This window comes from Aminobacterium sp. UBA4987, from assembly GCF_002396985.1.
In the GTDB taxonomy this organism is placed as follows: domain Bacteria; phylum Synergistota; class Synergistia; order Synergistales; family Aminobacteriaceae; genus Aminobacterium; species Aminobacterium colombiense.
Genome location: NZ_DGZF01000005.1, coordinates 20,218 through 44,059, shown reverse-complemented (window position 1 = coordinate 44,059; position 23,842 = coordinate 20,218). Strand labels below are relative to the sequence as shown.

General features: G+C 47.0%; 20 protein-coding genes. 7 read left to right on the top strand and 13 right to left on the bottom strand.

Annotated features, from left to right (window positions below; genetic code table 11):
- Positions 1-5: 5 nt before the first annotated feature.
- Entirely contained in the window at positions 6-1,739 is a 1,734-nt protein-coding gene (glgP, locus tag B2U56_RS02390; protein WP_286952040.1) for an alpha-glucan family phosphorylase, read from the top strand.
- Between the two features lie 34 nt (positions 1,740-1,773).
- Complete coding sequence (locus B2U56_RS02385) at positions 1,774-3,225, top strand: glycogen synthase (protein WP_286952038.1); 1,452 nt, start codon at positions 1,774-1,776, stop codon at positions 3,223-3,225.
- A gap of 45 nt (positions 3,226-3,270) precedes the next feature.
- Here B2U56_RS02385 and B2U56_RS02380 read toward each other — a convergent pair whose 3' ends face one another.
- The 5 genes from B2U56_RS02380 to B2U56_RS02360 all read right to left on the bottom strand — a co-directional run bounded on the left by B2U56_RS02380 (position 3,271) and on the right by B2U56_RS02360 (position 12,081).
- Entirely contained in the window at positions 3,271-6,645 is a 3,375-nt protein-coding gene (locus B2U56_RS02380; RefSeq protein WP_286952037.1) for a hypothetical protein, read from the bottom strand.
- A 33-nt stretch (positions 6,646-6,678) separates the two neighbouring features.
- Complete coding sequence (gene dapF / locus B2U56_RS02375; RefSeq protein ID WP_286952035.1) at positions 6,679-7,524, bottom strand: diaminopimelate epimerase; 846 nt, start codon at positions 7,522-7,524, stop codon at positions 6,679-6,681.
- A gap of 94 nt (positions 7,525-7,618) precedes the next feature.
- Positions 7,619-9,277, bottom strand: coding sequence for a Na+/H+ antiporter NhaC family protein (locus B2U56_RS02370; RefSeq protein WP_286952033.1), 1,659 nt, complete (start codon positions 9,275-9,277; stop codon positions 7,619-7,621).
- A gap of 41 nt (positions 9,278-9,318) precedes the next feature.
- Positions 9,319-10,611: a diaminopimelate decarboxylase gene (gene lysA, locus B2U56_RS02365; protein ID WP_286952032.1), complete on the bottom strand. Its 1,293-nt coding sequence runs from the start codon at positions 10,609-10,611 to the stop codon at positions 9,319-9,321.
- Positions 10,612-10,950: 339 nt separating this feature from the next.
- Complete coding sequence (locus B2U56_RS02360) at positions 10,951-12,081, bottom strand: PLP-dependent aminotransferase family protein (RefSeq protein ID WP_213700329.1); 1,131 nt, start codon at positions 12,079-12,081, stop codon at positions 10,951-10,953.
- A gap of 186 nt (positions 12,082-12,267) precedes the next feature.
- Between B2U56_RS02360 and B2U56_RS02355 the strand changes: the two genes are divergently transcribed.
- On the top strand, positions 12,268-13,020 hold the full coding sequence (locus tag B2U56_RS02355; RefSeq protein ID WP_213700330.1) for a transporter substrate-binding domain-containing protein: 753 nt from the start codon (positions 12,268-12,270) through the stop codon (positions 13,018-13,020).
- 50 nt (positions 13,021-13,070) lie between these two features.
- Here the strand turns inward: B2U56_RS02355 and B2U56_RS02350 are convergent, their stop codons facing one another.
- Genes B2U56_RS02350 through B2U56_RS02320 form a run of 7 tightly spaced genes read right to left on the bottom strand, consistent with a single transcriptional unit; the run spans position 13,071 to position 18,898 of the window.
- A complete protein-coding gene (locus B2U56_RS02350; RefSeq protein ID WP_213700331.1) occupies positions 13,071-14,339 on the bottom strand; it encodes a nickel-dependent lactate racemase in 1,269 nt (422 codons plus the stop codon).
- On the bottom strand, positions 14,336-14,971 hold the full coding sequence (locus B2U56_RS02345) for a response regulator (protein ID WP_013047636.1): 636 nt from the start codon (positions 14,969-14,971) through the stop codon (positions 14,336-14,338). Before B2U56_RS02345 ends, B2U56_RS02350 begins: the two co-directional genes overlap by 4 nt.
- Positions 14,968-16,056 (bottom strand): poly-gamma-glutamate system protein, encoded by a 1,089-nt coding sequence (gene pgsW / locus B2U56_RS02340; protein ID WP_213700332.1) that lies wholly within the window; start codon positions 16,054-16,056, stop codon positions 14,968-14,970. Before pgsW ends, B2U56_RS02345 begins: the two co-directional genes overlap by 4 nt.
- A 7-nt stretch (positions 16,057-16,063) precedes the next feature.
- On the bottom strand, positions 16,064-16,507 hold the full coding sequence (locus B2U56_RS02335) for a poly-gamma-glutamate biosynthesis protein PgsC/CapC (protein ID WP_286952027.1): 444 nt from the start codon (positions 16,505-16,507) through the stop codon (positions 16,064-16,066).
- Positions 16,500-17,537, bottom strand: a complete 1,038-nt coding sequence (locus B2U56_RS02330; RefSeq protein ID WP_286952025.1) for a Mur ligase family protein — start codon at positions 17,535-17,537, stop codon at positions 16,500-16,502. The genes B2U56_RS02335 and B2U56_RS02330 overlap by 8 nt, the downstream gene beginning before the upstream one ends.
- Positions 17,495-18,049, bottom strand: coding sequence for a manganese efflux pump MntP family protein (locus B2U56_RS02325; RefSeq protein WP_286952023.1), 555 nt, complete (start codon positions 18,047-18,049; stop codon positions 17,495-17,497). The genes B2U56_RS02330 and B2U56_RS02325 overlap by 43 nt, the downstream gene beginning before the upstream one ends.
- A gap of 36 nt (positions 18,050-18,085) precedes the next feature.
- Positions 18,086-18,898, bottom strand: a complete 813-nt coding sequence (locus tag B2U56_RS02320; protein ID WP_286952021.1) for a ZIP family metal transporter — start codon at positions 18,896-18,898, stop codon at positions 18,086-18,088.
- A 121-nt stretch (positions 18,899-19,019) separates the two neighbouring features.
- On the opposite strand from B2U56_RS02320, the gene B2U56_RS02315 reads away from it, so the two are divergent.
- The gene (locus B2U56_RS02315) at positions 19,020-19,313 is read left to right on the top strand and encodes an NAD(P)H-dependent oxidoreductase subunit E (RefSeq protein ID WP_286952019.1); all 294 of its coding nucleotides are present in this window, start codon (positions 19,020-19,022) and stop codon (positions 19,311-19,313) included.
- Between the two features lie 136 nt (positions 19,314-19,449).
- Here the strand turns inward: B2U56_RS02315 and B2U56_RS02310 are convergent, their stop codons facing one another.
- Positions 19,450-20,517: a TRAP transporter substrate-binding protein gene (locus B2U56_RS02310; RefSeq protein WP_286952018.1), complete on the bottom strand. Its 1,068-nt coding sequence runs from the start codon at positions 20,515-20,517 to the stop codon at positions 19,450-19,452.
- A gap of 306 nt (positions 20,518-20,823) precedes the next feature.
- On the opposite strand from B2U56_RS02310, the gene rlmN reads away from it, so the two are divergent.
- From rlmN to B2U56_RS02295, 3 genes are read left to right on the top strand one after another with little or no spacing between them, the layout of a single operon-like run.
- On the top strand, positions 20,824-21,867 hold the full coding sequence (gene rlmN, locus B2U56_RS02305) for a 23S rRNA (adenine(2503)-C(2))-methyltransferase RlmN (RefSeq protein WP_286952017.1): 1,044 nt from the start codon (positions 20,824-20,826) through the stop codon (positions 21,865-21,867).
- Positions 21,845-22,111 (top strand): FeoA family protein, encoded by a 267-nt coding sequence (locus B2U56_RS02300; RefSeq protein WP_286952016.1) that lies wholly within the window; start codon positions 21,845-21,847, stop codon positions 22,109-22,111. The genes rlmN and B2U56_RS02300 overlap by 23 nt, the downstream gene beginning before the upstream one ends.
- Complete coding sequence (locus tag B2U56_RS02295; protein WP_286952014.1) at positions 22,101-23,840, top strand: ferrous iron transporter B; 1,740 nt, start codon at positions 22,101-22,103, stop codon at positions 23,838-23,840. Before B2U56_RS02300 ends, B2U56_RS02295 begins: the two co-directional genes overlap by 11 nt.
- Positions 23,841-23,842 lie beyond the last annotated feature (2 nt).

Here is a 23,842-nt window from a genome sequence, read left to right as displayed (position 1 = left end):
TTACCATGCTATTTCACCCCCAGAGCAGTTTAGGGAGGTCACTTCAAGACCTTCTAGAACAAGATCCCTCTTTTCGTACCGTTGCTTATTTTTCTATGGAAGTGGGCATTAAAACCTCCATACCCACATATGCAGGGGGGCTGGGGATTCTGGCAGGTGATATCCTTAAAAGCGCTGCTGATCTGGGTGTTCCCATGATCGGAACCACTCTCCTCTATAGAAAGGGGTATTTTGAACAGGAGTTTAACAAAGAAAAGTGGCAAATAGAGAAACCTGCCCTATGGCAACCAGAACAGGAACTCACCCTTCTTCCCAACAAAGTTTCTGTCGCTATCAAAAACAGGGATGTGCATATACGGACATGGGTCTATGAACTTTCAGGTCTTTCAGGATATTCCATCCCCATTTACTTTCTAGACACAGACATAGAGTCCAACCACCCCGAAGATCGTCAGCTCTCCTGGTATCTCTACGGAGGGGATAACCTCTATCGCCTTTGCCAGGAAATTGTTCTTGGAGTTGGAGGCCTTCGAATGCTCAGAGACCTGGGATATAACAATATTGAAACTTTTCATCTCAACGAAGGCCATGCTGGTTTTCTTACGCTGGAGCTAATGAGGGAGATGGGGTACTACGATCCTGAAAAAGTGAGAGAACATGTGGTGTTTACCACCCATACTCCTGTCGCGGCTGGGCACGATTTTTTTAAATACGACCTCATAGAAAAGATCATGTCCTCCGATGCTTTGGCAACACTGAAACGAATGATTCCTTCTGAAGGGGTTTCCATGACTGAACTTGGACTTCGATACAGCCGCTTTGTAAATGGTGTTTCTAAAAAACATGCCGAAGTGAGCCGTAAACTTTTCAGCGCGCCTACTATTCAAAGCGTCACTAATGGAATTCACCCTACCACATGGGTCAGCCCGGGGATGAGAAAACTTCTATCCCGGCATATCCCCGGCTGGGAAAATGATCCAGCTCGTCTTATTCAGGCTCTCTCCCTCCCCTCTGAAGATCTATGGGCTGTACATCAGGCCTCAAAGATGAGACTCTTTGCCTACATTCTGGAAGAAACGGGAGTTCCGCTGCAATCTGATGTCCTGACCATAGGTTTTGCCAGACGGGCAGCTACTTACAAACGAGCGGACCTTATTTTCTCGAATCTTAAGAAACTTATAGAAATTGGAGGGGGCAAAATACAACTTGTGTTTTCAGGAAAAGCCCATCCTAAAGATGATGGTGGGAAAGCCCTCATTCAAAAGATCATTAATACGTCAGATAAAATCAAAGACTCTATACCCATGGTATACCTAGAAAACCAGACCATGGAACTTGGTCGGCTTATTACCCAAGGGGTAGATGTCTGGCTTAACACCCCTCTCAGGCCGCGAGAAGCGTCGGGAACGAGCGGAATGAAATGCACTATCAATGGCGTAATGAATTTTTCTGTGCTTGATGGCTGGTGGATTGAAGGATGGATTGAAGATGTAACAGGGTGGGCTATCGGCCCCACTCCCAGCGATACCGATCTTCATTCCTACGATGAATCAAAAGATGCCCTTGACCTTTACGAAAAACTTGAGAAAAAAATAATCCCCGCCTACTACAACGACAGGGGACACTGGCATACTATGATGAAAAACGCCATTGCTATGAATGGAAGTTATTTTCATACTCACCGAGTTGTAGCAGAATATTGCGAAAAGGCTTATGGAGTCAAATTTCGTGGGATATAACCATCTTCCATAGGATGAAGGAGGTGCCTTCCACATGAAAGTGTTGCATGTTGCCAGTGAAGTAGCTCCCCTATCTAAAGTCGGAGGCCTGGGAGATGTAGCCGGTTCTTTGCCCAAAGCCCTCCGCAAGCTTGGTATCGATGCCAGGATCGTAACCCCAGCCTGGCCTGGAGTTCTTGATAAAGCGAATGAACTGGGGAGCAATCTGGTCCGTCTTCCTCCACTTCTGCATATTTCCCTACAATGGCACGTTATGAGCAGCAAGATATGGAAGACAATTATTGATGATGTTCCTATTTATATTTTAGAAAACAGTGATCTCTTCGAGAACCTGCCCATATACCCAGAAGAACTCACAGGTGAAAGCGCTCTGCCCTTCGCATTTTTTTCTTTTTCAGCCCTGGACCTGGAGCAAAAGAACCGATGGGCCCCAGATATTATTCATTGTCACGATTGGCCTTCCGCGCTGGTCCCAATCAGTCTGAAGTGGCATAGATTCTATAGGGATAAAAATCCTCGCCCAATGACGTTTTTTACAATCCACAATGTAGCTCATCAGGGCATCTTTCCTTTTCATGTTCTTGATGAGTGGGGCATCGACACGCGGTCCTTTACTATCGACGGGCTGGAATTTTACGGCCATGTAAATCTTCTAAAAGGGGCTCTTATAACGTCAGACTGTATCACAACCGTTAGTTCCAGATATGGGAAAGAAATACTGACCCCGGAGATGGGGTATGGTCTTGATGGCGTTCTCCGAAAGGAAAAAAGCAAGCTTCACTGCGTTCTGAACGGCCTTGACCCAGGCTGGTCTCCCGTCCACGATCCTTATATTCCCTTTCCCTTTTCAGCAGAGAACTTAGAAGGGAAGAAACACTGCCGCTCCGTGCTTCTACAACATTTAGGATGGAAAGATAACATGGCTCCCATTTTTCTTTCCATAAGCCGACTGACTATGCAGAAGGGTTACGATATTCTGCTGCCAGCCCTTGACGCTTTGCGGGAAATAGGGATCCGCTTCCTCTTCATTGGAAGTGGCAATCCAATTTTTACATCAGCTCTTTACGAAGCAGCAGATAGCCACCCAGACAATTTTGCCTTTAAACACGGGTTCCATGAAGAATTTTCCCATCTTGCCTATGCAGGATCAGATATGCTCATTATGCCATCCCTTTTTGAACCCTGCGGCTTAACACAGCTCATCGCTCTCCAATACGGAACAGTACCTGTTGTAAGAGAAACAGGAGGACTGGCTGATACCGTACGAGATGCTGATGATCACCCTGATGGCTATGGCTTTACCTTTATACCCTATACTACAGAAGCTCTTCTGAAAGGAGTGCGAAGGGCCATCAACGCCTACCGTGACCCTTTTCGTTGGGATGGCATCGTAAAACGTGGAATGTCCAAGGATTTCTCCTGGAAAGTTTCTTCACAACTCTATCAGGATCTCTACCATCGAACCCTTGAAAACAAGAGGCGATAGAAGGTTCTATCGCCTCTTGTCCTGCTATATATTCAAGATCATTTCTTATTCCTTTTTCAATATATTTTTCAGGCCCTCTTGAATAACGCCTTCCAGTAAGTTTTCGGGCTTTTTCTGAGTTTCGCCTGTCGCTTCCTTGGGAGGAGCCGTCGCTTCTTCCACCGCTGTCGGTGCAGTGCCTGAAGGAGTTGTCTGTTGTATGTCCTGAGGTGCCGGTGCTATTTTAACATTGGAAACAGACGGCTTCTCAATGGTTCCACCCATGTTAAAAGATACATCCCTGAAATCAGCCTTTTCCAGGCCGGATTTTGCCCCGGTAAGGGCCCCTTTAAGTATGTCTTCAAGGGATGTGGCAGTTCCTGCCCCAAGGGCTCCAGCCACTCCCCCGAAGAGGGCATTCAATACCTGGATATTGACATTACCCTGACACTGAAGGGCCAATGTAGTATCGAATCCTATAGGACCAGAGGCCTTGAGGAATTTGTACAGGGAATCTTCCGGAAATGCAGTAGCCTTTCCATTTTCTAGAATAACTCGCTTTGTTTCAAGTCTGAAGGGAGCCTCCACAGATGCAAAACGAATGGAAGACTGTCCATAAAGAGATGCCGCTGTTTTAACTGCCTTGAAATCTGTTACAGCCCCTTCACCCACATGCAACTCACCCTTGCCACTAAAGGCAAATCCCTTCGCCATGGTGCCTGTAAGGGAGATATTGCCCTTTGCCTTGCCCATGATGTGCCCCTCAAGCCCTCCTGTAGCATCCTGAAGCAGAGGGTCCATATCCACGTTCTCTACAGTAACATTCTGGCTAAAGGCTCCTTTAGCAAGGTTCATGTCCCCTTTCCCCGCCACAGTCCCTCCATAGAGGCTGGCATGAGCATTGGCAATAGAGAGATTCATCCCCTGTAAGGTAAAGGGATAGAAAATGTTTGTCATCTTAAGACCAGCTATAGAAAGAGATGAAGCTGTTACGGCGCCCTTCCCCTCACTAGCTGATCCTGCGATAGTTCCATCGAAGTTAACATCAAAAGCTCCCGATGGCTTAAATTTAGCCGCTTCCGGAAGCCCCGCTGTCAAAGAAGCAACATCAAGCCCCTTCCCCGTCAGAGATAAGATTGCTTCTGGGGCTTCTTTTTTCAGGTTGAAGGAACCTGACGTTGTAATAGTCCCTCCGCCAGCTGATGCTGTGAAATTCTTTAGAGCCATCCTCTCCATATTCCCTTCCAAAGCTCCACTTAGATTTGAGAAGGTGAATCCTGAAAATACTGCCTTAGGAGAAGAAAAGTCAGCTGAAATTGAAGGATTGTCAGATTTGCCCTTTACTGAAGCTTTTCCGCTAAGGGAACCACCGAGGCTATAGGGCAGTTTTCCTGCTTTGGCAATGGCGGCAAGGTCTCCTTCTTTTATCTCAAAGGAAAGATCGAGATCTGCGGAAGCCTCGGGATGAAGCTTCACCGTTCCAGTTCCAGCAATCTCGCCTTTTCCAAGACTTGCTCTCGCCTGGGAAAGGGTCACAACATCCTTTGTGGCATCGATACGCGCCGTTAGATTTTCCGCCCCAACACCGGCGAATCCAGCAGTTGCGGCTTTCAGGGCAAGGTTCACTTCTTTGGGCACACCTTCCTTTAGAGCAAGGTCGGTGCTCAGCGAGAGGTTTGCCACATGGCCCTGCTCCATAAAGTTAAGGCGAGGAGATTGAATGGAGAGCTTTATCTCAGGAGCAGCTGTAGTACCTCCTACCTGTGCAACTGCAGTAATGCTGCCGCGCAATTCATAGCTCTTGAGATCAGGGAAGAAGGATTCAAAATTTTCTGGGTTCACACCTGCCGCCTGGAGAGAAAGATCTAATGAGGGGGCAGCCTTCGACACACCTGCTACGGTTCCTTTCCCTGTAATAGGGATATCTCTCCATCTACCCCGGGCAGAAGATAGGGTAAGCCTGTCTTTGTGGAAGACAAAGGCGGTATTAAGATCGTTAAGAGCCTCTTCTCCATAGGCCATACGATCTGACCAAACTGTTCCGTCAACACGCGGATCGGCCATAGATCCCTTCACTCCTATATCAGCGCTGACAGAACCTTTAGGGGTGCTCTTCGGCGGCTTAGGCAAAGAGGCTATAAATTTCCCCACATCAATGCTCCGCGCTTTGAGAAGAACGTTAAGGCGAGGGTCCCGCTGCAACTGGTCAACAGAACCACTGAGGGCGAGAGAGCCGCCTTCAAGTGATGAACTCCCCTGTATGGTAGCGCCACTCCCCTTAAAGGCCACATGAGCGACTGTGTTTTTGAGCTGCTGACCATAAGCCTCGACCTGATCGGCTTTCAAATCTATATTCCCGGAAAGGGCGGCAAGAGTTCCTTTCACCGCTACTGAAAAAGAATCGACCTTTCCTTTTACTGAAGCCAAGGCAGGAACTGTACCTTTAAGCTCCTCCAGGGACGCATCCTTTCCCTCCATAAGTATATCCATAGATGGGACTTTTCCCGGAGCAAAAGCGAATGCTGCCCGACCGCTAAGGGGTAGAGCTAGGGCCTTTGCTTTTAAATTTTCGAGGCTCAGTCTAAAGGCTCCGTACTTCCAGTCGCTATCAATAGCCTGAACCGGGTAGCCCGCTAAAGAAGTTCCGGAAAAGGAAAGGTGTCCTTCCAGAACTGGATCATTCCATAGGCCCCCAACAGAAATTGTGCTGGAGAAGAGGCCTTTATAGCCATCCATAGGCAATTTGGGCCAAAACTGGACAACCTGCCCCACATCCAGTTTCTCCATTTCTCCTTTCAAAGAAAGACTGGGTAGGATCGTTCCTTTAGCGCTAATCCTGCCGTCACCAACTTTAAGGTCCAGACCTTTCAACTCAAGATCGTCTTTACCTTTCCTAAGATTGATTGGCCCTTTAATGGGGACATTGTTCATAGCAATATCAAGATCAGCTTTTACACTATCTGCTTTAAGGGCCAGGTCTGTTTTCGCAATAGACGCTTCCCCCCAGGGGGTTCGGACCTTTCCACCCCTAATGGCTACTGCCTCAACAGGAATCTCACCTCCCTCTCCTTTCAAATCAAGGGCTGCGATTTCCCTGGCAAGTTTTTCACCATCTGCTTCTACACCGTCGATGATCACCTGGGAAAGACGGGGTTTCCCAGAAAAAACCGACATGAGATTTACTTTCACACCAAGGGCGCCAGCAGAAAGCAATACATCTTCTTTCTTTTTAAGGGAGATATCAGAGAGCCGATATCCCCGTATAGGATTTCCTGTCACACCCTGGATCGTCAGATCAGCCCCAAGCACCTCGGCAACAGCTTTGGCAGCCTCCCGTCTTACTATATCTCCACCTACATTCATACTTCCTATAATAAGAAGCAACCCTACGATACCAATAGCTATAAAAAGCGCGAGGGTCATTTTTCTGCTTCGTTTCATTCATTACACCTCCCTCGAAGAAGTACAAAACATTCACTCTATATCCTTGGGCAAGGCTTCGTCATAAAGCCTCCCTTCTGCTATCATGACGGTCTTCCCTTTTAGATAGGTTTTGCAGATACTTCGCGTTTCATCAAATGAAACGGTAACCCAATTATCCCCCCCTGGGTTCTGTACTTGTATAGGAGCTGCCATTTCCCAAACTATGGATGCAGCTATGGCAGATGCAGTCGACCCTGTGCCGCATGAAAGGGTCAAATCTTCCACTCCCCGCTCGTAGGTCACAACTTTGAGAGTCCTTTCCCCTGACCTTTGAACAAAATTCACGTTTGTTCCTTTGGGAAAACGATGGGTATCATATCGAACAGTTCTCCCAATATCCCGTAATGAGTCCTGGGAAAAGTCTTCAAGGTTGTCAACAAACAAGATACAGTGGGGCACACCTACTACAAGGTAAACGAAAGGGAATGTTTCTCCTTCTACTTTCAGGCTTTGTCCCCAAAAACCCTGAGATAGATTGGTTTCTCCCATATCAAGCTCCACAAAAGGAGCGGTCACCACCCCGTAAATAGGTCCCGCCAGGGTTTGAAAGGACATTTTCTCTCCTGCTATTTTCTTTTCCCATGCGTAGCGAGCAATACAACGAGCTCCATTGCCGCACATTTCTCCCTCGGAACCGTCCTTATTAAAAAGCCGCATTGTAAAATTTTCCCGCTCAGACCTTTCTACGACGAGCAGTCCGTCTGCACCTACAGACTGGCGGCGTTCACAGATGCTCGCCGCTAATCTGGAAAGATCGGAGGACGTCATGCTCCCGCCCCTGTTATCAATAACAATAAAATCATTGCCGTTCCCCTGCATTTTAGTAAATTCTAACATAATCTACACCTCGTATTTTGCATTAAAAAGGCAGGGGCAAAATGCCCCTGCCTTTATTGTATCGTACCTTTCAATCGTTAGCGTCAGTAAAAACTCAGGCTTTCACTTCTATTGGTTGAGAAACAAAGTAAAAGAGGAGGCATGTAGTAATAGCACCAAGAATAAGGGAGAAAAGCACTGGAAGGCCAAAACCAATAAAGATATAGCCCGCCACAGTACCTGCAGCTGCTACAACGGCATAAGGCATCTGTGAATTAACGTGGTCTACGTGATCAGCGCCGCTGAACATGGAACTCATGATAGTCGTATCGGATATCGGACTGCAATGGTCTCCCCAAACGGCTCCCGCAAAAACGGCTCCGATGGTGGGCAGGAGTATTTCGATGAACCCCGCATCGTGAACCGAGGTAACATTGTAGACAAGAGGAATAACTATGGGCATGAGGACTCCCATGGTCCCATAGGATGTCCCTGTACAGAAGGAAATTATTGCCCCTGTAAAGAATGTAAGCAAGGGAATCCACGCAGGAGAGAGAACATTCCCAGCTATCCTGACAATATATTGAGCAGTTCCCACTTCTTTTATAGCTGACCCTATGGCCCAGGCAAAGATCAGAATCAGGGTGCCAAAGAATATTGAGTTCATACCCTGCATGAATCCGGCAAAGAGACGGTTCCATGTAGCAAGCTTCTGAGCCCTGAAGAAAACTAGAGTGAGGAATACCGAACCGAAAGATCCCAATACCAAAGCCTGAGAGCTATCTCCCTCTCCAATAGCTGTGGCTAAAGAAACACTGGGCCATCCTCCCGTAACTACAAGCATGAGGAAGATTAACCCCACCATAAATCCGAGAGGAACTAAAAAGTTGATGACACGTCTCGGCGTTTCCTCACTGGGCTCAAAATTCGCATGGCTTGTAACGATGAGGGGTTTCGCCCCTTCTCGCAGCACCTTGCCTGTTTGTCTGGCTCTTCGCTCTGCATGGAGCATGGGGCCCATATCCCTTTCCGTATAGATTACGAAGGTTAAAAGAACGAGAGCAATAATATTATAGAAAACGTAGGGAATAGACCGCAGATAGGCGAGATAGGGTGAGTAACCTATTCCAAGAGCATTGAACTGAGTGCCAATTTGTCCCACCATATAGGCAACCCACGAAGAAATGCCGGCAATACAGGCAATGGGCGCTGAAGTAGAATCGACAATATATGAAAGTTTTTCTTTAGAAATGCGGTAACGATCTGTTATGGGGCTCATGGTCGTGCCCACCACGAGGCTATTTACGTAGTCTTCAAAGAAAATAATGAATCCTGCCAGTTCTGTAACGAACATTGCACCTCTGACGCTCTGAATCTTTTTAGTGATCCAACGGACTATGGCCTCGATCCCTCCACCAATCTGCATAATACCTACCAGACCGCCCATGACAAGGCTTGTGAGAACTATCCGAGCCCCCCAGGGATCTCCCAGGTTATCTGCCACCAGCCCTACTGCCTTTCCAAATCCTAAGATGGGATTCCACCCTGCCACCATGGTTCCGGCAAACCACGCTCCAATAAACAGCGATGGAATAACCTCCTTCGTAAAGATGCAGAGCCCTATGGCAATGAGCGGCGGCAACAGAGAGAGAATGCCGAAATCTGGTTTGGCCTCTCCTTCAGTCGCCCAGGCTATTCCTGTCATAACCAGCAGACTTAATGTCACTATTATAGTCAGGTTCAGAATTTTTTTACCGCTGCGTCTCCCATACATGACCATACCTCCCCTTGCAAATGATAAACATCACTTAAAAATTACCGCAAGTGATCTGGAATCATTTCCCCTGAAAGAAGGTCATCATAGTTTTGACGATTCACTATCACATAGGCGTTGCCCTCTCTAACAAGGACAACCGCTGGCCTAGGCAAACGGTTATAATTGTTTGCCATTGAGAAGTTATAGGCGCCCGTGTTAAAAACGGCAAGGATATCACCACGGGTTATTTGATCTGTAACCATGACATCTTTCATCAACACATCTCCAGACTCACAGCATTTCCCCACTATTGTCACTTTCTTCCCAGCAAACTCATCTGCTCTATTTGCTACAACTCCCCAATATTTCGCTCCGTAAAGGGCAGGCCTTGGATTATCTGTCATTCCCCCATCAACGCTTACATAAGTCATAACCCCTGGAATTTCCTTGATGCTTCCAACCTTGTAAAGAGTAATGCCCGCCTCGGAAACAATCCATCTGCCCGGCTCAATAATAATTGCGGGGACAGGAATACCAGCTTGTTCGCATCCTGCTATCACTCGTTCCATGATACCCTCGGTAAAATATTTCAGCGGCTTGCGTTCTTCTCCCTCATGCTCAGGAACACCATAGCCCCCCCCCACATTCAACTCTTCCGTGACAAAACCAAGGTCGCTGGAAAACAAAACCATTTCTTTTATCAAAGCATCTACAGCTAGACAATGGGAACGGTTGCTTTGAAGCTGAGAGCCCACATGAAAGTGAAAACCCTTCAGAACAAGATTTTCTGAGCCCTTAATGCGTTGTATCGTCCGGCTTATTGATTCTCCAGCAAGAGGAAATCCAAACTTCGAGGCTGTATGCCCTGTGGCCATATATTGATGGGTCGCAGCATCAACCCCTGGTGCCACACGAAGAAGGAGCGTTGCTCTCTTTCCTCTGCGTCTGGCCGCATCTTCAATAATGTCCAATTCGGATTCGCTATCAGCTACGATTCTCCCCACGCCAGTTTCCAATGCCAGCTGCAGTTCTTCCAGAGTCTTGTTATTACCGTGAAAAATTGTTTTTTCCATAGGAAATCCAGCTCTATAGGCGGTGTAGATCTCCCCGCCAGAGACTACATCAAGCCCCAGCCCCTCACTGGCTATAATGCGGACCATTGCCATGGTGAGGAATGCCTTACTGGCATAAACTGCTCTTGTGTCGGGATACTTGCAAAGAAAATCTTTTTTTACCTCACGGCACCGTTCTCGTACTGCTGTTTCAGAAAGCACATAGAGCGGTGTTCCGTAGTTTTGCGCCAACTGGACCGTGTCGCAGCCATCCCAAAATAAATGTTTCGATGAACCCATCCTGCTTCCTCCTCTAAATACAGAAAAAGCCCGCCCCCGAAGGGGCGAGCTTTAAAACTCGCGGTACCACCCTGCTTGGATACTTTTGTATCCCACTCTGGCCTTATAACGGAAGCCACCCGGGAAACGTACTCCGGAAACAGATCCTTTCCGCCCCAGCTCAGCAGGTTTTAAGCTTCTCAGCCGTGATAAGAACGTTTTACAGTCTGTTGAACGTTCCTCCCTGATATCACGATGCGCTGATTCCGCACCCTGCTTCATCGCCTTTTCAATTAATAATTGCGTAGTATTATAGCGAACACCCTTTAGAACGTCAACATAATGTCTGAATTGATTATTTTAACAGAATTCTCTAAAAGCTTTTGCCAGCTTTTCCATCCCCTTATTCGTTTCCTCCCTGTCAACCTTGGCAAAAGAAAAACGAACAAAGTTCTGTCCTTTCTGAGGAAGAGCAAAAAAGATTTCCCCTGGAATAAGGGCTACGCCAAAATTTTTTGCCGCAAAGCGCGCAAAATCTGTGCCATTCAACCCATCCCGGCTTCCCCAAAAAAAGAAACCTCCCTTGGGGGTGGGAAAAGAAAAGCCCAAGGGTGCCAAGTGCTTTGAAATGGCTTCTGCCATAGCATCCCTTCGCTCTCTATACTCATGGCGAAGGTGGCTGAGATGAGCTTCAAAATTACGCCGTGACACTACATAGAAGATCATCCTCTGCAAAAGGGCTGATACTCCCAGCTCAAAGGTCAGGCGAAGTTGTACTGCCTTTTCCATAATGATGGGGGGCAAAACCATCCATCCACAACGGAGCCCCGGCGCTATAATCTTAGAGAAGCTTCCTAGATAAAGAACCGGCTCTTCTTTAGCCAAGCTAAAATATGTTTTTGCCGGCTTCTCATCAAACCATAGCTGTCTGTAAGGTTCATCTTCCACCAACACAACGTTGTATTTTTTTAAGAGAGACAATATCTCTTTTTTTCTCGCCAGAGAAGTGCTGTGTCCCGATGGGTTTTGAAAGGTAGGGATGGTGTAGAAAAAAGCCACTTTTTCTTTCGCTAAAGCTGCTTCAAGTTCAGAAACGACAGGCCCTTCTTCATCCATTGAAACAGTGACAAACCGAACCCCTTCTTTTCCGAAGGTCAACATGGCTTCCGGGTAGGAAGGGTTTTCAACAACCACCACATCCCCGTCCTTCAAGAAAAGCTGGGAGATGATGTTTAGTCCTTCCTGAGAGCCTGTGGTGAGGAGAATACGTTCCGATCCAGGAGCTGAAGATGCGAGGCCTTCCTCTACCATCCAGTTCGAAATCCACTGGCGAAGCATGGAGTCTCCTTCTGTATAAGGATAAGCAAGAACCGAGGTATCCTTCATGGCCTCTTCGAAGCCATGAGTTATCTCTTCTATGGGATAGAGATCTTCAGATGGCTGGCCTGCCGCAAAGGATATCGCACCGGGGCGGGAAGCATAAACCATCATTTCCTGTATCCCTGAGGGTTGCAATCTGTGAGCGCGAGCATTTAAAAGAGATTCCCAAAACATTACCATCACCTCAATACAGATTTTCTTGACATGTAAGGCTTTTCTGCTACCATACTCCCTATAAACTCTGAAACATAATTTTGCGATTATATAAACTACTGTTTAGAACGGAGGTCTTTAAAAATGAAAAAAATTACTGGTTTCCTGTTGCTTCTTTGCCTTTTTATGGCTCTTTCTTCGTCTGTCTACGCTGGCGTGCTGAACAAAGGCACAATAATCGTCGGTACAGAAAGCACTTATCCACCTTATGAGTTTCGTGACGAAAAAAACAACCTTCAGGGTTTCGACATTGAACTTATGAAAACCATTGCCGAAAAGCTCGGCAAAGAACTTGAATGGGTCGACATGCCCTTTGACAGCCTTATCCCAGCCCTATTGGCCCAGAAGATTGATATAGTCGCCGCGGGGATGAGCGCTACTCCAGAACGGGCGAAACGAGTCGCTTTCTCTACTCCCTATGAAGTATCAATGAGTGCTTTCATTGTCAAAAAAGACAATACAGCGTTAAAATCGCTGGATGACATGAAAAGCAAGACTATCGCCGTTCAGCTTGGCACTGTTCAAGAGACTTTCTCACGCACGGTAGAAGGCGCAAATGTCAAGACCTTCCAAAAATTCGATGACTGCGTACGAGAAGTCATGCTGGGACGGGCAGACGCTTCTCTTATGGATATTCCTGTGGCCAAGAAATTCCTCGAACAAAAAGACTTTGACGGCAAAATAGCCGTCGCTTTCGAACAAGAAATTACCGGGGCAGGCAAAGCTCTCGCCATGAATCTCGAAGAAAAAGCATTTGCTGAGGCGATAAGCAGCGTACTTGATGAAATGCAAAAATCCGGGGAGCTGGAAACACTGCGCAACAAATGGTTTAAATAAAAGAGCATCACAAAAAGAATGACATTTAAGAAAAACAGAAGAGAGAGACATTATATGGTGTTTCTCTCTTTTGCTTTTATGGTTACGCAATTTCCTGCAGGCACACATAAAACAGGCCCTGGTGGAATCTGTTTTTTCAGCCATTGTAAAGCTTTGGAGCCATCAGCAAAAATCTTTCCGGGGAAGACCATATCGGTACGATCAGTCACGAGAGCAGCAGGGTGACTTTTCAAATCGCTTGCCATCTTTGTCGCGATATATGCGGGGATAGTGAAATCATCTTGCAGTTTCCCAAGGGCTGCTTCCGGCTGTTCTATAGCGAGTCTGAAATCTTCTCCAAAGCTTCCCGGGCCCGCGCCGTCCTCAAGTTCTGCGAAAAGGAGCAATCCACCCTTTGGTTCAAGGGCATGAAGGACTGCCGATATGGACTTTGTTGCCTGGTAAAGGTCAATATCATAGGGGTATCCGCCACAGGATACTGCTACTAACGAAGCCTTCTCTGAAACCCATAGGGTCTGAAGCTCCTGAGCCCAAACTGTACCCTGAAGCCACGCCCTTACAGGATCTCCTGCTGTATAGCAATAAGGATTCCCCTTGCCGTCAGGGATAACATTGAGCAGAAATCCTTTTCTTTCAGCAAGAACAAGGGATTGGTATTCGGCCATATCCTCTGCCACAGGATTTCCTTTTAAATAACCACATCCTACGGCAGGATCAAAATTGCTGCCTTTAAGAGAAAGGGCATGGTTATGCTGAATAGCCTCGCTGCCGGACGCCCCGGGAAGAATGGATTTGCGTCCTCCGCTGAAGCCGGCAAGATCGTGATAGGCAATACCGCCCGCAGAGACAATCAAATCTGCCCTTGCCACTGCCTGATGAAGGATGACAGGCGTTCCACGAGATGTAATCTCTTTAGTTCTAACCCCTTCTGCGCTATTGTGGCAAAGAATTGAATCCCCCCTTAAGGGAATATCTTCAAGAAGCATTTTGATCTCCTTAGCAGTGGGCAATCGATGCTGTCCCCCGCCAATGACCCATTTCACAGACATACGGCCGCCTTCTCGAATTTCCCGCCTCAATGCCTGCGCCATAAAGGGCACATTTTGCCAAGCTCGCGTGGCATCAGGCAAAATTACAACGATATCTGAAACTTGCCTGGCCAAAAAACGTAATAATGGACTCTCACAGGGGGCAGCGAGGGCGTCTTCTGGCCTGTTGGGCAACGGCGTTTCTTTTGATATTTCTGCTGTTATAACCCGCCTATCCAGTAAAAGATCGATTGTTCTGCGGCCAGAAGCAAAGGTGCAGCAAAAAGTCATGGGGTCTTAAGTCCTCCCTTCCACTCATAAAAAGTCTTTGGACGCCCTGGACGACCGTCAAGGGCAGCGGACAAGCGCACTACCATACCTCGGGAGGCAAGAAAATCAAGATATCTATGAGCTGTCACATAGGCTAAACCTGTTTTAGCGGCTACTTCATCGCAATCCATAGCTCCCTGATGCCGTTTAATACAATAGATAACTTCTCTCATGGTATCCACGCTGATACCCTTTTTACGAACATCCCAATTGAGCTGCTCTCTGTAGTTTGCTAGTTTTTCATGGAGACGCAGACGGGCTCTGAAATCTAGGAGCTGCAATGGCTTAACCACAAAATCATCAGCTCCGGCTAAAAAAAGCCTTGACGCCGTATCTTCTCTTTCGTTCTCCGCCAAAGCTATGAGAACGATCTTTTCAGAAATATTCCTTGCCTTCTGGACAAGCTGATAGCCACTCACTACAGGCATCCATACATCTACAAGCAAAATATCGATCTCGTCATCACGCACCCATCCAAGCACTTCTTCAGGGTCAACTGTTGCAAGAAAGCGCCATTCCTCGGCCTCTGCCATTTTTTCAAGCTGATAGAGCACTTTACGATCATCATCAATAACTCCTATATGCAATGTCACAACTTCGATCCTTCCCCGCCGCAACAGAACATCCAGCGTCTATGAGACAAGAGAATCCACCCTGAAAGAAAGATGCCCGCCACAGAAGAAATTAAACTCTTTCTCGATGATATTGCCTTTGAAGGGTTTGCATTGTAGGGGATACCATATCTGAGACTTAGATCATGAATATTAAGGAGATGGAAAACCGGGTAACCTGCAGAGAGCGCCTGTCCAATGACCCCGTCTCCTGAAACCTCATCTGCTGATGGGAAATGAAGCCCGCCTGGGAGGGCCAGAATACTCTCATCTTCTCCCATATTAGCGTGGGAACCGCCTATACTCATAACAAGTCTGGGAGAAAACTTTTGTACTATTTCCATCTTTTTACTGATCATCCCTTCGAGAGTCTCCTCTCTCAAAAGGGGGACCCCTTCTCCTTTAGCCATGTCTATCATTAAAGCAATCCCTTCAGGGGCAATTCCCCCGCCATTTTCATCGTCTCCACCAAGGGTGTAATAGTCGGCTTTCGTATGTAATAAACCTCTCTCCCTCAGTTGTTCAGCCAAAACCGGCCATGGTGCGCCTGGGACATTCGCCCCCCATGTAGAGGACCCTAGCGAAAGGATAAGAAGAACCTTAAGGCGTCTGTACTCCGCCGCCTTTAACGTATTGAGCAATAACCCGGGAAAAGAAGAAGAGGATAGAATAGCCACGGAATCGCCCTCTTTTAATCCCATAGCATCGAACTCCCTGAGTATAGCGACAGACCAGCTAGGATGACAGGCTGTGCGTTTTGCCTCAAGACTTCCTAGAGTCGTGGTAAGGGGGCTCCATTCCAGACCGATGAGCCCAAGCTTCCATGGATCGGCATCAATACCTGAGCTGTCACCCCTCTCCTCTCTCCATTCCCAGAGAAAAATCTCCGCCTGCCGTACATCGTCCCATAACCGGCCTTCTTCAGCTGAAAACCCCCTTTGTCTCGGAATTAACCACAAACAAAAGAGGGCTATCGCGAGAAAGACAAGACGAAATCTGCCTTTCCGCACAAATTCACGTTGTTTCTTCTGATATTCTATCAATGAAGTTATATGTTTTTCTTCCATTTGCTATCTACCTTCCAACAAAATGCCCCAAAAAAACCAGTACCTCAAGAGACATCACCGTAAGCAAACTTACAATAACTGTTCCAGTCAGGGTTTCAACCAGTCCCTGACGTTGCATATCAGCCGCCACAAGACCTGGAAGAACCCACCCAAGCCAAAGGGAGCTCACAGGAAAAAAAAGGTCAAGCATAAACTTGCAGCCCAGGGCCAAAAGCATAGCCAGCGCTATACGCTGGCGGCCATAGATACCCGTTATACGAACAACTCCTTCAAGAACGAAGGAAAGCACAACCGCAGAGGCCAGCGCCATTGCAATAGACAACGGGTTCCCTATTTGAAGGGCAATAAATCCTGGGGTAATAATTCCGCCGCAGGAACGGCCAGTGCGGTTATAAAAAAACATTCCCAAGACTATACCAAGACCAATGGTCCCTAATTGAACGCTATGCATGGTTACCTCCCTTTAAAGCACAGTCGATAAGAAATGCAAGAGGCATACCTGCCACATTTCCGCACCCGAAAATTTTTTTTTCTCTCTTGAGCAATTCTTCCACATCTGCTATGGAAGAGATGGAAATATATTTCATCCCCTTATGGGGATAAAGGGGCCTTGCACCCATAAAGAGCACTCTTTTCCATCCTGGCTGGCGAAGCCATGGAAGAAAGGCCTTCAGTCGTTCAGGTCTGTCACGACGAGAGTTGAAAAGTATGGTGGTTTCCTCCATTTTCCATTTCAGACTGGCAAATAGCAACTTAGTCGTCGCAAGGTCATTGGCAGAAAAAGCCGCAGCTAATTCGGAATCCCCAAGAGGAATAACCTGAAAATCCGCAACATCAGAAACAAGAGAGGAAGCAGCATCTTCGCCCTTTTTGCTATCAAGGCCCATGAAGTTCAGTATCTCTCTCACTACCGCCATATTCTCATCTCTCCATACAGAATACCCTTTGGAGGAAAGAGGGGCAACGTGGACCTTACATTGTTTTTTCTCTAACCCATCAAGCAGGGCAAGAGACGATGCAGTAGTTTCAGGAATAAAAACAGTAGAACGTTGAGGTATCCCCCTCATAATGGCACCTACTGCACCCTCTTCACCAGGCCCCCAGGCATCCTGATGATCTGGGCGTACATTAGTGATAACAAATATGGAATCTTTGAGCCACTTGGAAGGGAGTTCCTGGAGGTCTGGCGCCACAGCGCTATTTTCAAGTACCACAGCCTCTGCGTCAACAGGTATGACACGAAGCCACCATTTCATTTCTTCCACATGCCCTCCGGCACTTCTTAGAATTGTTTTCTCTCCCCCAGGAGACAATTCCCTTGGAATAACGCCTGTTATTCTGGCCCAGGTTTTTATCCCACAAGCAGAAAGGGCATAGAAGAGCAACCTGACCACACTGCTCTTTCCCCGGCTTCCCGTTACAACTATCTGCAATTGTTTCATATAATGGACACAAGAAGGATTTTCAACCCTATAAAACATAAGACAACTCCGCCTGCAATTTCAACATACTTTCCAAGGAATCGGCCTGCCCGGAATCCCAGACATACGCCTGCAGTAGAAAGACACGCCGTAATGATACCGGCAGGAACAGCTAAAAGCATGACTGAACCTTTCAGCGCAGCCACCCCAATGCCTGCTGCCAGCGCATCAATAGAAGTCGCGACAGCCAGAGAAAGAAGGGTCAGTCCCCATGTGTTGTCTTTTCTCTCGCAGGCTTCTTCTTTTCTGGATTCCCTGATCATGTTTACGCCCAGGAAAAAAAGAAGCAGAAAGGCAACCCAATGATCATAGGCTTCTATTAGAGAGAGTAAACGTATGCCCGCCATCCACCCCGCAAGAGGCATAAGGAACTGAAAACTTCCGCAGGCAATTCCCATTCGAAAAGCCGGCCCAGGGGTTAAAAGAGGCAAACAGGCCCCTACGCCAAGAGAGACAGCAAAGGCATCCATGGAAAGAGCCGCTGCTGTTAAAAAAAGTTCGATCACAGACATGGAATTCCATCCCTTCGAAAAATGGCTTATACTATTCTATCCTAAAGCCACATCTAATATCATCATTACTATAAAACCCAATATAACTCCCATGGTGGCCTGGTCGCCGTACCCTCCCTGCTGGGATTCAGGTATCACCTCTTCCACCACTACGAAAATCATGGCCCCTGCCGCGAAGGCTAAAGCATAAGGCAGAATGGGGCGTGCCATAACCACAGCTACAGCCCCTATTACCCCGGAAATGGGCTCAACTATCCCTGAAAGCTGACCATACCAGAAGCTTCTCATGGGAGAGACGCCATCTCTGCGAAGGGGCAAGGACACAGCCATGCCTTCAGGGAAGTTCTGGATGCCTATACCTAAAACAAGGGCCATTGCGCCAGCTAAAGATGCAGAAGGAATGCCAGAAGCCACAGCCCCAAAGGCAACGCCCACGGCCATTCCCTCTGGAATGTTATGGAGAGTGATAGCCAAGACAAGTAATGTTGTTCTTTTCCAGGTCGTTTCGATCCCTTCAGCCTCTTCTCGCAACTGCCCTAAATGGAGGTGGGGCAATATTCGGTCAACAATCCGGAGAAAAACTCCCCCCAAAAGAAAACCTACCGCTGGAGGAAACCAGGGCCACATGCCCATTTCGGCGGACATCTCGATGGCAGGGGCAAGGAGGGACCAGTAACTCGCAGCTATCATTACTCCTGCAGCAAACCCCAACATGACATCAAGCATTTTTTTACTCGGATCTTTTCGAACAAAAACAGCTGCCGCTCCCAAAGCCGTCAATCCCCATGTGAAGAATGTTCCCATTAAGGTTTGTACAATAGGGCCGGCGGATGCAAAAAAGTCACCCACTTCTTTACCACTCCATTTCTCATGAATATTGCGGATTCTTGTTCCAGTAAAAAGTCCGCTGTAAAAAAATAGAAAATATCATTATATATAATAATACTACTCAAGAAAGAAGGCACATAGAATGAAGAAATTTCTTTTTTTATTCATATTGGGAGTATTTTTTTTCGTTCCTTCTTTACCAGTCCAGGCCGCTGAAGAAACTCTCTACATTTGCGGACCGTGCAGCAGAAACTTTGTTTCTATTGCAGAAGATGTCATTCATGAACTTGCATTAGAAGACAACGTTCATATAAAACTTGTTTCCTGCCTCGGAGCCTGTACCGTTTCTCCTGTAGTTGAATTTAAAGGAGAAATATACGGCCACATGACAAAAGAAAAGCTCTTCGCGCTGCTTAGATCGTATTTTACTCTCTAATGGCATACTATCACTAGAATACTGTAAGTCTCGCTATCCCTAAATAGATGATAAAGAGGGGAAGAAAGCTTTAAAGCTTTCTTCCCCTCTTTATTTAGCAAAAAACTATATACCTCTGATTATACGGTGGTAATTACTACTTATTTTTCGCAGCAACCTCTTCGTGGATACGATCAAGTTCGTCAAGAATGACCTGGGTCATATTCTGTCCAGGGTATTTCTTTTCAAGCCATGGCGTGCAAAGCTCTTCCCAGATTCCAGACATGCGGGCCTTATCTCTGAAGACCTGCCGCTCTTCATTGGTCAGACGTATGATCTCAAAGCCTTCCTGCTTCTCTAATGTCGCTATATAATCTTTTTGAGCCGCTTCCTGAATCTGCAGAAGATACTCATCGGCCTCAAGAGCTGCCTTGCTTACGGCTTCTTTGAGATCGTCAGGAAGAGAGTCCCAGAGCTTCTTGTTCATGACGATATTCTGAGCATCCCATGCAAATTGAAGGTCTGTATAGTAGGGAGCCACTTCGTAGTGTCTCTCGTCAACCAGTGAGGGCCACATGGTCCAGCAGCCGTCTACAACCTTTCTTGCCATGGCGTTATATAGTTCGCTCCATGGAATTGTTTCCAGGGTCATGCCCGTTCCTTCTCCCATGTTCGCAAGGCATCTTACGAAACCAAGAGAAGAAGATACGCGCAGTTTCAAGTTCTTGAAGTCTTCGGGAGTGCGAATGGGCCTTTTGCTGTTCGCTATGCCGTAAGGGCCCTGGGCAACGTTGAAAAGGACGTGGAAACCCACTTCTTCCCACGCATCCTCCATAACCTTGAACAAAATGCCGCCGGCTGGAGAGTATGCCAGTCTCGCCTCATCAAAGTTCTCCACTGTCCAGGGCATCCAGTTCAGCATGCCGCCCGGCACCAGATTGACATAGGGAGAGAAAGTGCCAATGGCGATGCTGCCTTCCTGAACGGCGTGATATGACTCGTCGTGGTTGCCAAGAAGTCCATCGGGATAAAATTTGATCTCAATCCGACCGCCTGAATACTCCTTGACCTTATCGCAGAAAAATTCATATCCCTTGTTACTCAGAGGTCTTGACCACGGCTGTGTGAAACTCCATTCATATTCAGCTTTGGCAAAAGCCTCGCCTCCAATAAGAAGGCTAAAAACACAGAGAATAAGCGCCCAAAAAAGTACGACCTTTTTCACTTTGCCACCTCCACATTTAGTAAATTGCAACATTAATTATAATACACAATTTTTGAAGTATTTGCAAAATATATTTTCATAATTGTTAATTAATTTATATTTTTCCAAAACGGAAATGTTAATAAACTCTTAAAAGCTTCCCGAGGGCCCGAGGAGTAAATAAATCGGAAGGAGACTGATCCGCAAAAAGAGAGTGAGGGCCTACAGAGCCCATGCTATTACTTCTTGACATTTTTTGACTAAACGTGCCATTATAAGCGAACGGCTATATAATATGAACTGTTTTTCAGTCAGGAGGATTAAGAAATGAGCGAAGCTGTTGTTGCTCTTGAAATGAACTATGACGAGTGGCTTGAGTTTTGTACAGAAAAACTCGGGCTTCAAAGATACAGAACTGATCAGATCTGTCAGTGGATATATGAAAAAAAGGTCTTTAATATCTACGATATGACGAATCTCGGAAAGGATCTTCGGGAGGATCTTGCTTATAAAATTTTAATTTTACCGCCAAGCCTCGTGAAACAGGAAACATCAAAAGATGGCACACGAAAATTTTTATGGCAGCTTCAAGACGGTCAGAGAATAGAATCCGTGCTCCTATCTCACGGAAATCACAACACCGCCTGTATATCGAGTCAGGTTGGTTGCCCTTTGGCTTGTGCCTTCTGCGCCACGGGAAAGGGTGGTTTTGTAAGAAACCTTACTCCCGGAGAGATCGTTGGCCAATTTCTGGCCATGGAAAAAGCCGCTGGGCAGAACATTACCAATATAGTCTTTATGGGCATGGGGGAACCCCTCCTTAACCAAGAAGCCCTTTTCAAGAGCATAAAGATTTTAAACCACCCTAAGATGAGAGGGCTCGGCGCCCGGCACATGACAATTTCTACCGCCGGCATTGTTCCCGGTATAAGGGCTCTTGCAGAGCTGGAAATCCCTGTGAGGCTTTCTGTTTCTCTTCATGGCACAAATGACATGTTGAGGAATAAGCTTATGCCTATCAATCAACAGTATCCCTTGGGATCCCTTATGGATGTCCTTCGTGATTATCAGCAAAAAACTGGTGATCGCATTACCATCGAATACGTGATGATCGATAGGGTAAACGATAATACGGAACAGGCATATGAGCTTGCTGCCCTTATGAATGGGCTTTCTATTTACGTGAACCTTATCCCTTATAACCCTATAGATGCTACATATAGGCGTTCTTCCCAGGAACGCATCAAGGCCTTTGGGAAGATCCTCAGTGAACTGAACATTGAATATGAAATCCGTCGGGAAAAAGGATCTGATATCAATGCCGCATGTGGTCAGTTACGAAGACAAAATGAAAAAAACTCACGTTTATAACTATAACCTCAAAGATCTGCAGAATGGAGTTACTGCCCAGATCGTTCAAATGCCTAGCGGAGAATGCCGCTGTCGCCTAGAGGCTCTTGGGCTTCGGGAGGGAAAGATCATTGAAAAGGTTTCGGGCATGCCTTTTCATGGCCCCATTACCGTTATCGTAGACGGTAGGCAGATTGCCATAGGGTGGCGTATCTCGTCACGGGTGATAGTTAAACCTCTCAAGGAGTTTGACAATGGGGCCTGAGAACCCTGCACAAAAAACCCTTCTTCTCATTGGAAACCCCAATGTAGGGAAAAGTGTTATTTTTTCTCGCTTGACCGGAGTACGGGCCATTTCATCTAATTATCCAGGAACCACAGTGGGCTTTTTGGAGGGATGGCTTCGTTACAATTCCGAAGTTTACAGGATTATAGACGTTCCTGGAGCCTACACTCTTGATCCCACGAATGAGGCAGAACAAGTTGCCCGCCGCATGGTAGATGAAGGGGCGGATCTGGCGATTATAGTACTTGATGCCACAGCTCTCGAACGAAACCTCTATCTGGCCTTTCAAGCCATGGAGCGAGGCATCCATACTATCGTGGCCCTTAATATGGTGGATGAGGCCCGGCATCGAGGCATCAGCATAGACGTTGAAAAACTTGAAAAACTTTTAGGGGTACCTGTCATTCCTACTGTCGCCTTGTCCGGACAGGGAATAAATCGCATCATCCAGCGTATTCCCGAAGCCCGAAAAGGGCATATCCCTCCCCTTACGAGTGAGGAACGATGGAAACGAATCGGCCTAATTATAGAACAAACTCAAAAACTAACCCATCGCCATCATACCCTGAGAGACAAACTTGAAGATCTTTCAGTGGATTCATTCTGGGGAGGCGTAATAGGAGTTCTGGTCATCGCCCTAAGCTTTTATGTTATACGCCTTATTGGAGAAGGGCTTATCAACACATTGCTCAACCCGATAACAGAGAGACTTTGGATACCAGCCCTGATGAAGTTCTCTCCTCTTTTAAGCGAACACCCTATACTGCATCAGCTTCTTATAGGAACCCTCATCCATGGGACTGTGGATATGGAGCAAAGTTTCGGTTTGCTTTCTACAGGACTTTACGTACCCCTTGTTATGGTACTGCCCTATGTGCTGTCCTTTTACCTGGCTCTCAGCTTTTTGGAAGATGTTGGGTATTTGCCGCGCTTTGCCGTTCTTTTTGACGCCCTGTTCCACCATCTAGGCCTCCATGGCTATGCAATAGTGCCAGCCCTTCTTGGGCTGGGCTGCAACGTTCCTGGCATTTTAGCCACGAGGGTTCTCGAATCAGAGCGGGAAAGATTTATTGCCGCCACCCTTATTTCGATAGCCATCCCCTGCGCCGGCCTGCAGGCAATGATCGTAGGGGTAATAGGACATCTCGGTGGCAAATATGTGATCATAACCTATGGAGTCCTCTTTTCGGCCTGGGTTGTTATAGGGAGGATCCTCCATGCTCTTTTGCCAGGGCATAGTCCTGAGCTCATAGTGGAAATCCCCCCTTACCGGATCCCTTCGGCCCGAGACCTGTTCTTTAAACTCTGGTTTCGTCTGAAAGGATTCATTATGGAGGCCATCCCCCTGGTCATGGGGGGAGTGCTTCTTATTAACCTGCTTTATATGACAGGCGTAATTAACGGAATTACACGCTTTTTCAGGCCTGTTTTCACAGGACTTCTTGGTCTGCCGGCAGAAGCGGCCGGCCCCATTATTATGGGACTCTTGAGAAAAGACGTTGCTGTTGGAATGCTCTCCACACTAAATCTGACGCCGCAGCAACTCATAGTGGCCACTGTAACGCTGGCCATGACCTTTCCTTGTATAGCGACCTTCATCGTGCTCTGGAAGGAACTTGGGGGCAAGAAACTTGCTGCAAGCCTGGCTATAATGATTTTTTCAGCCCTTACCGCCGGATCCCTTCTTCGGATCGTTCTAAACCTGTGAGT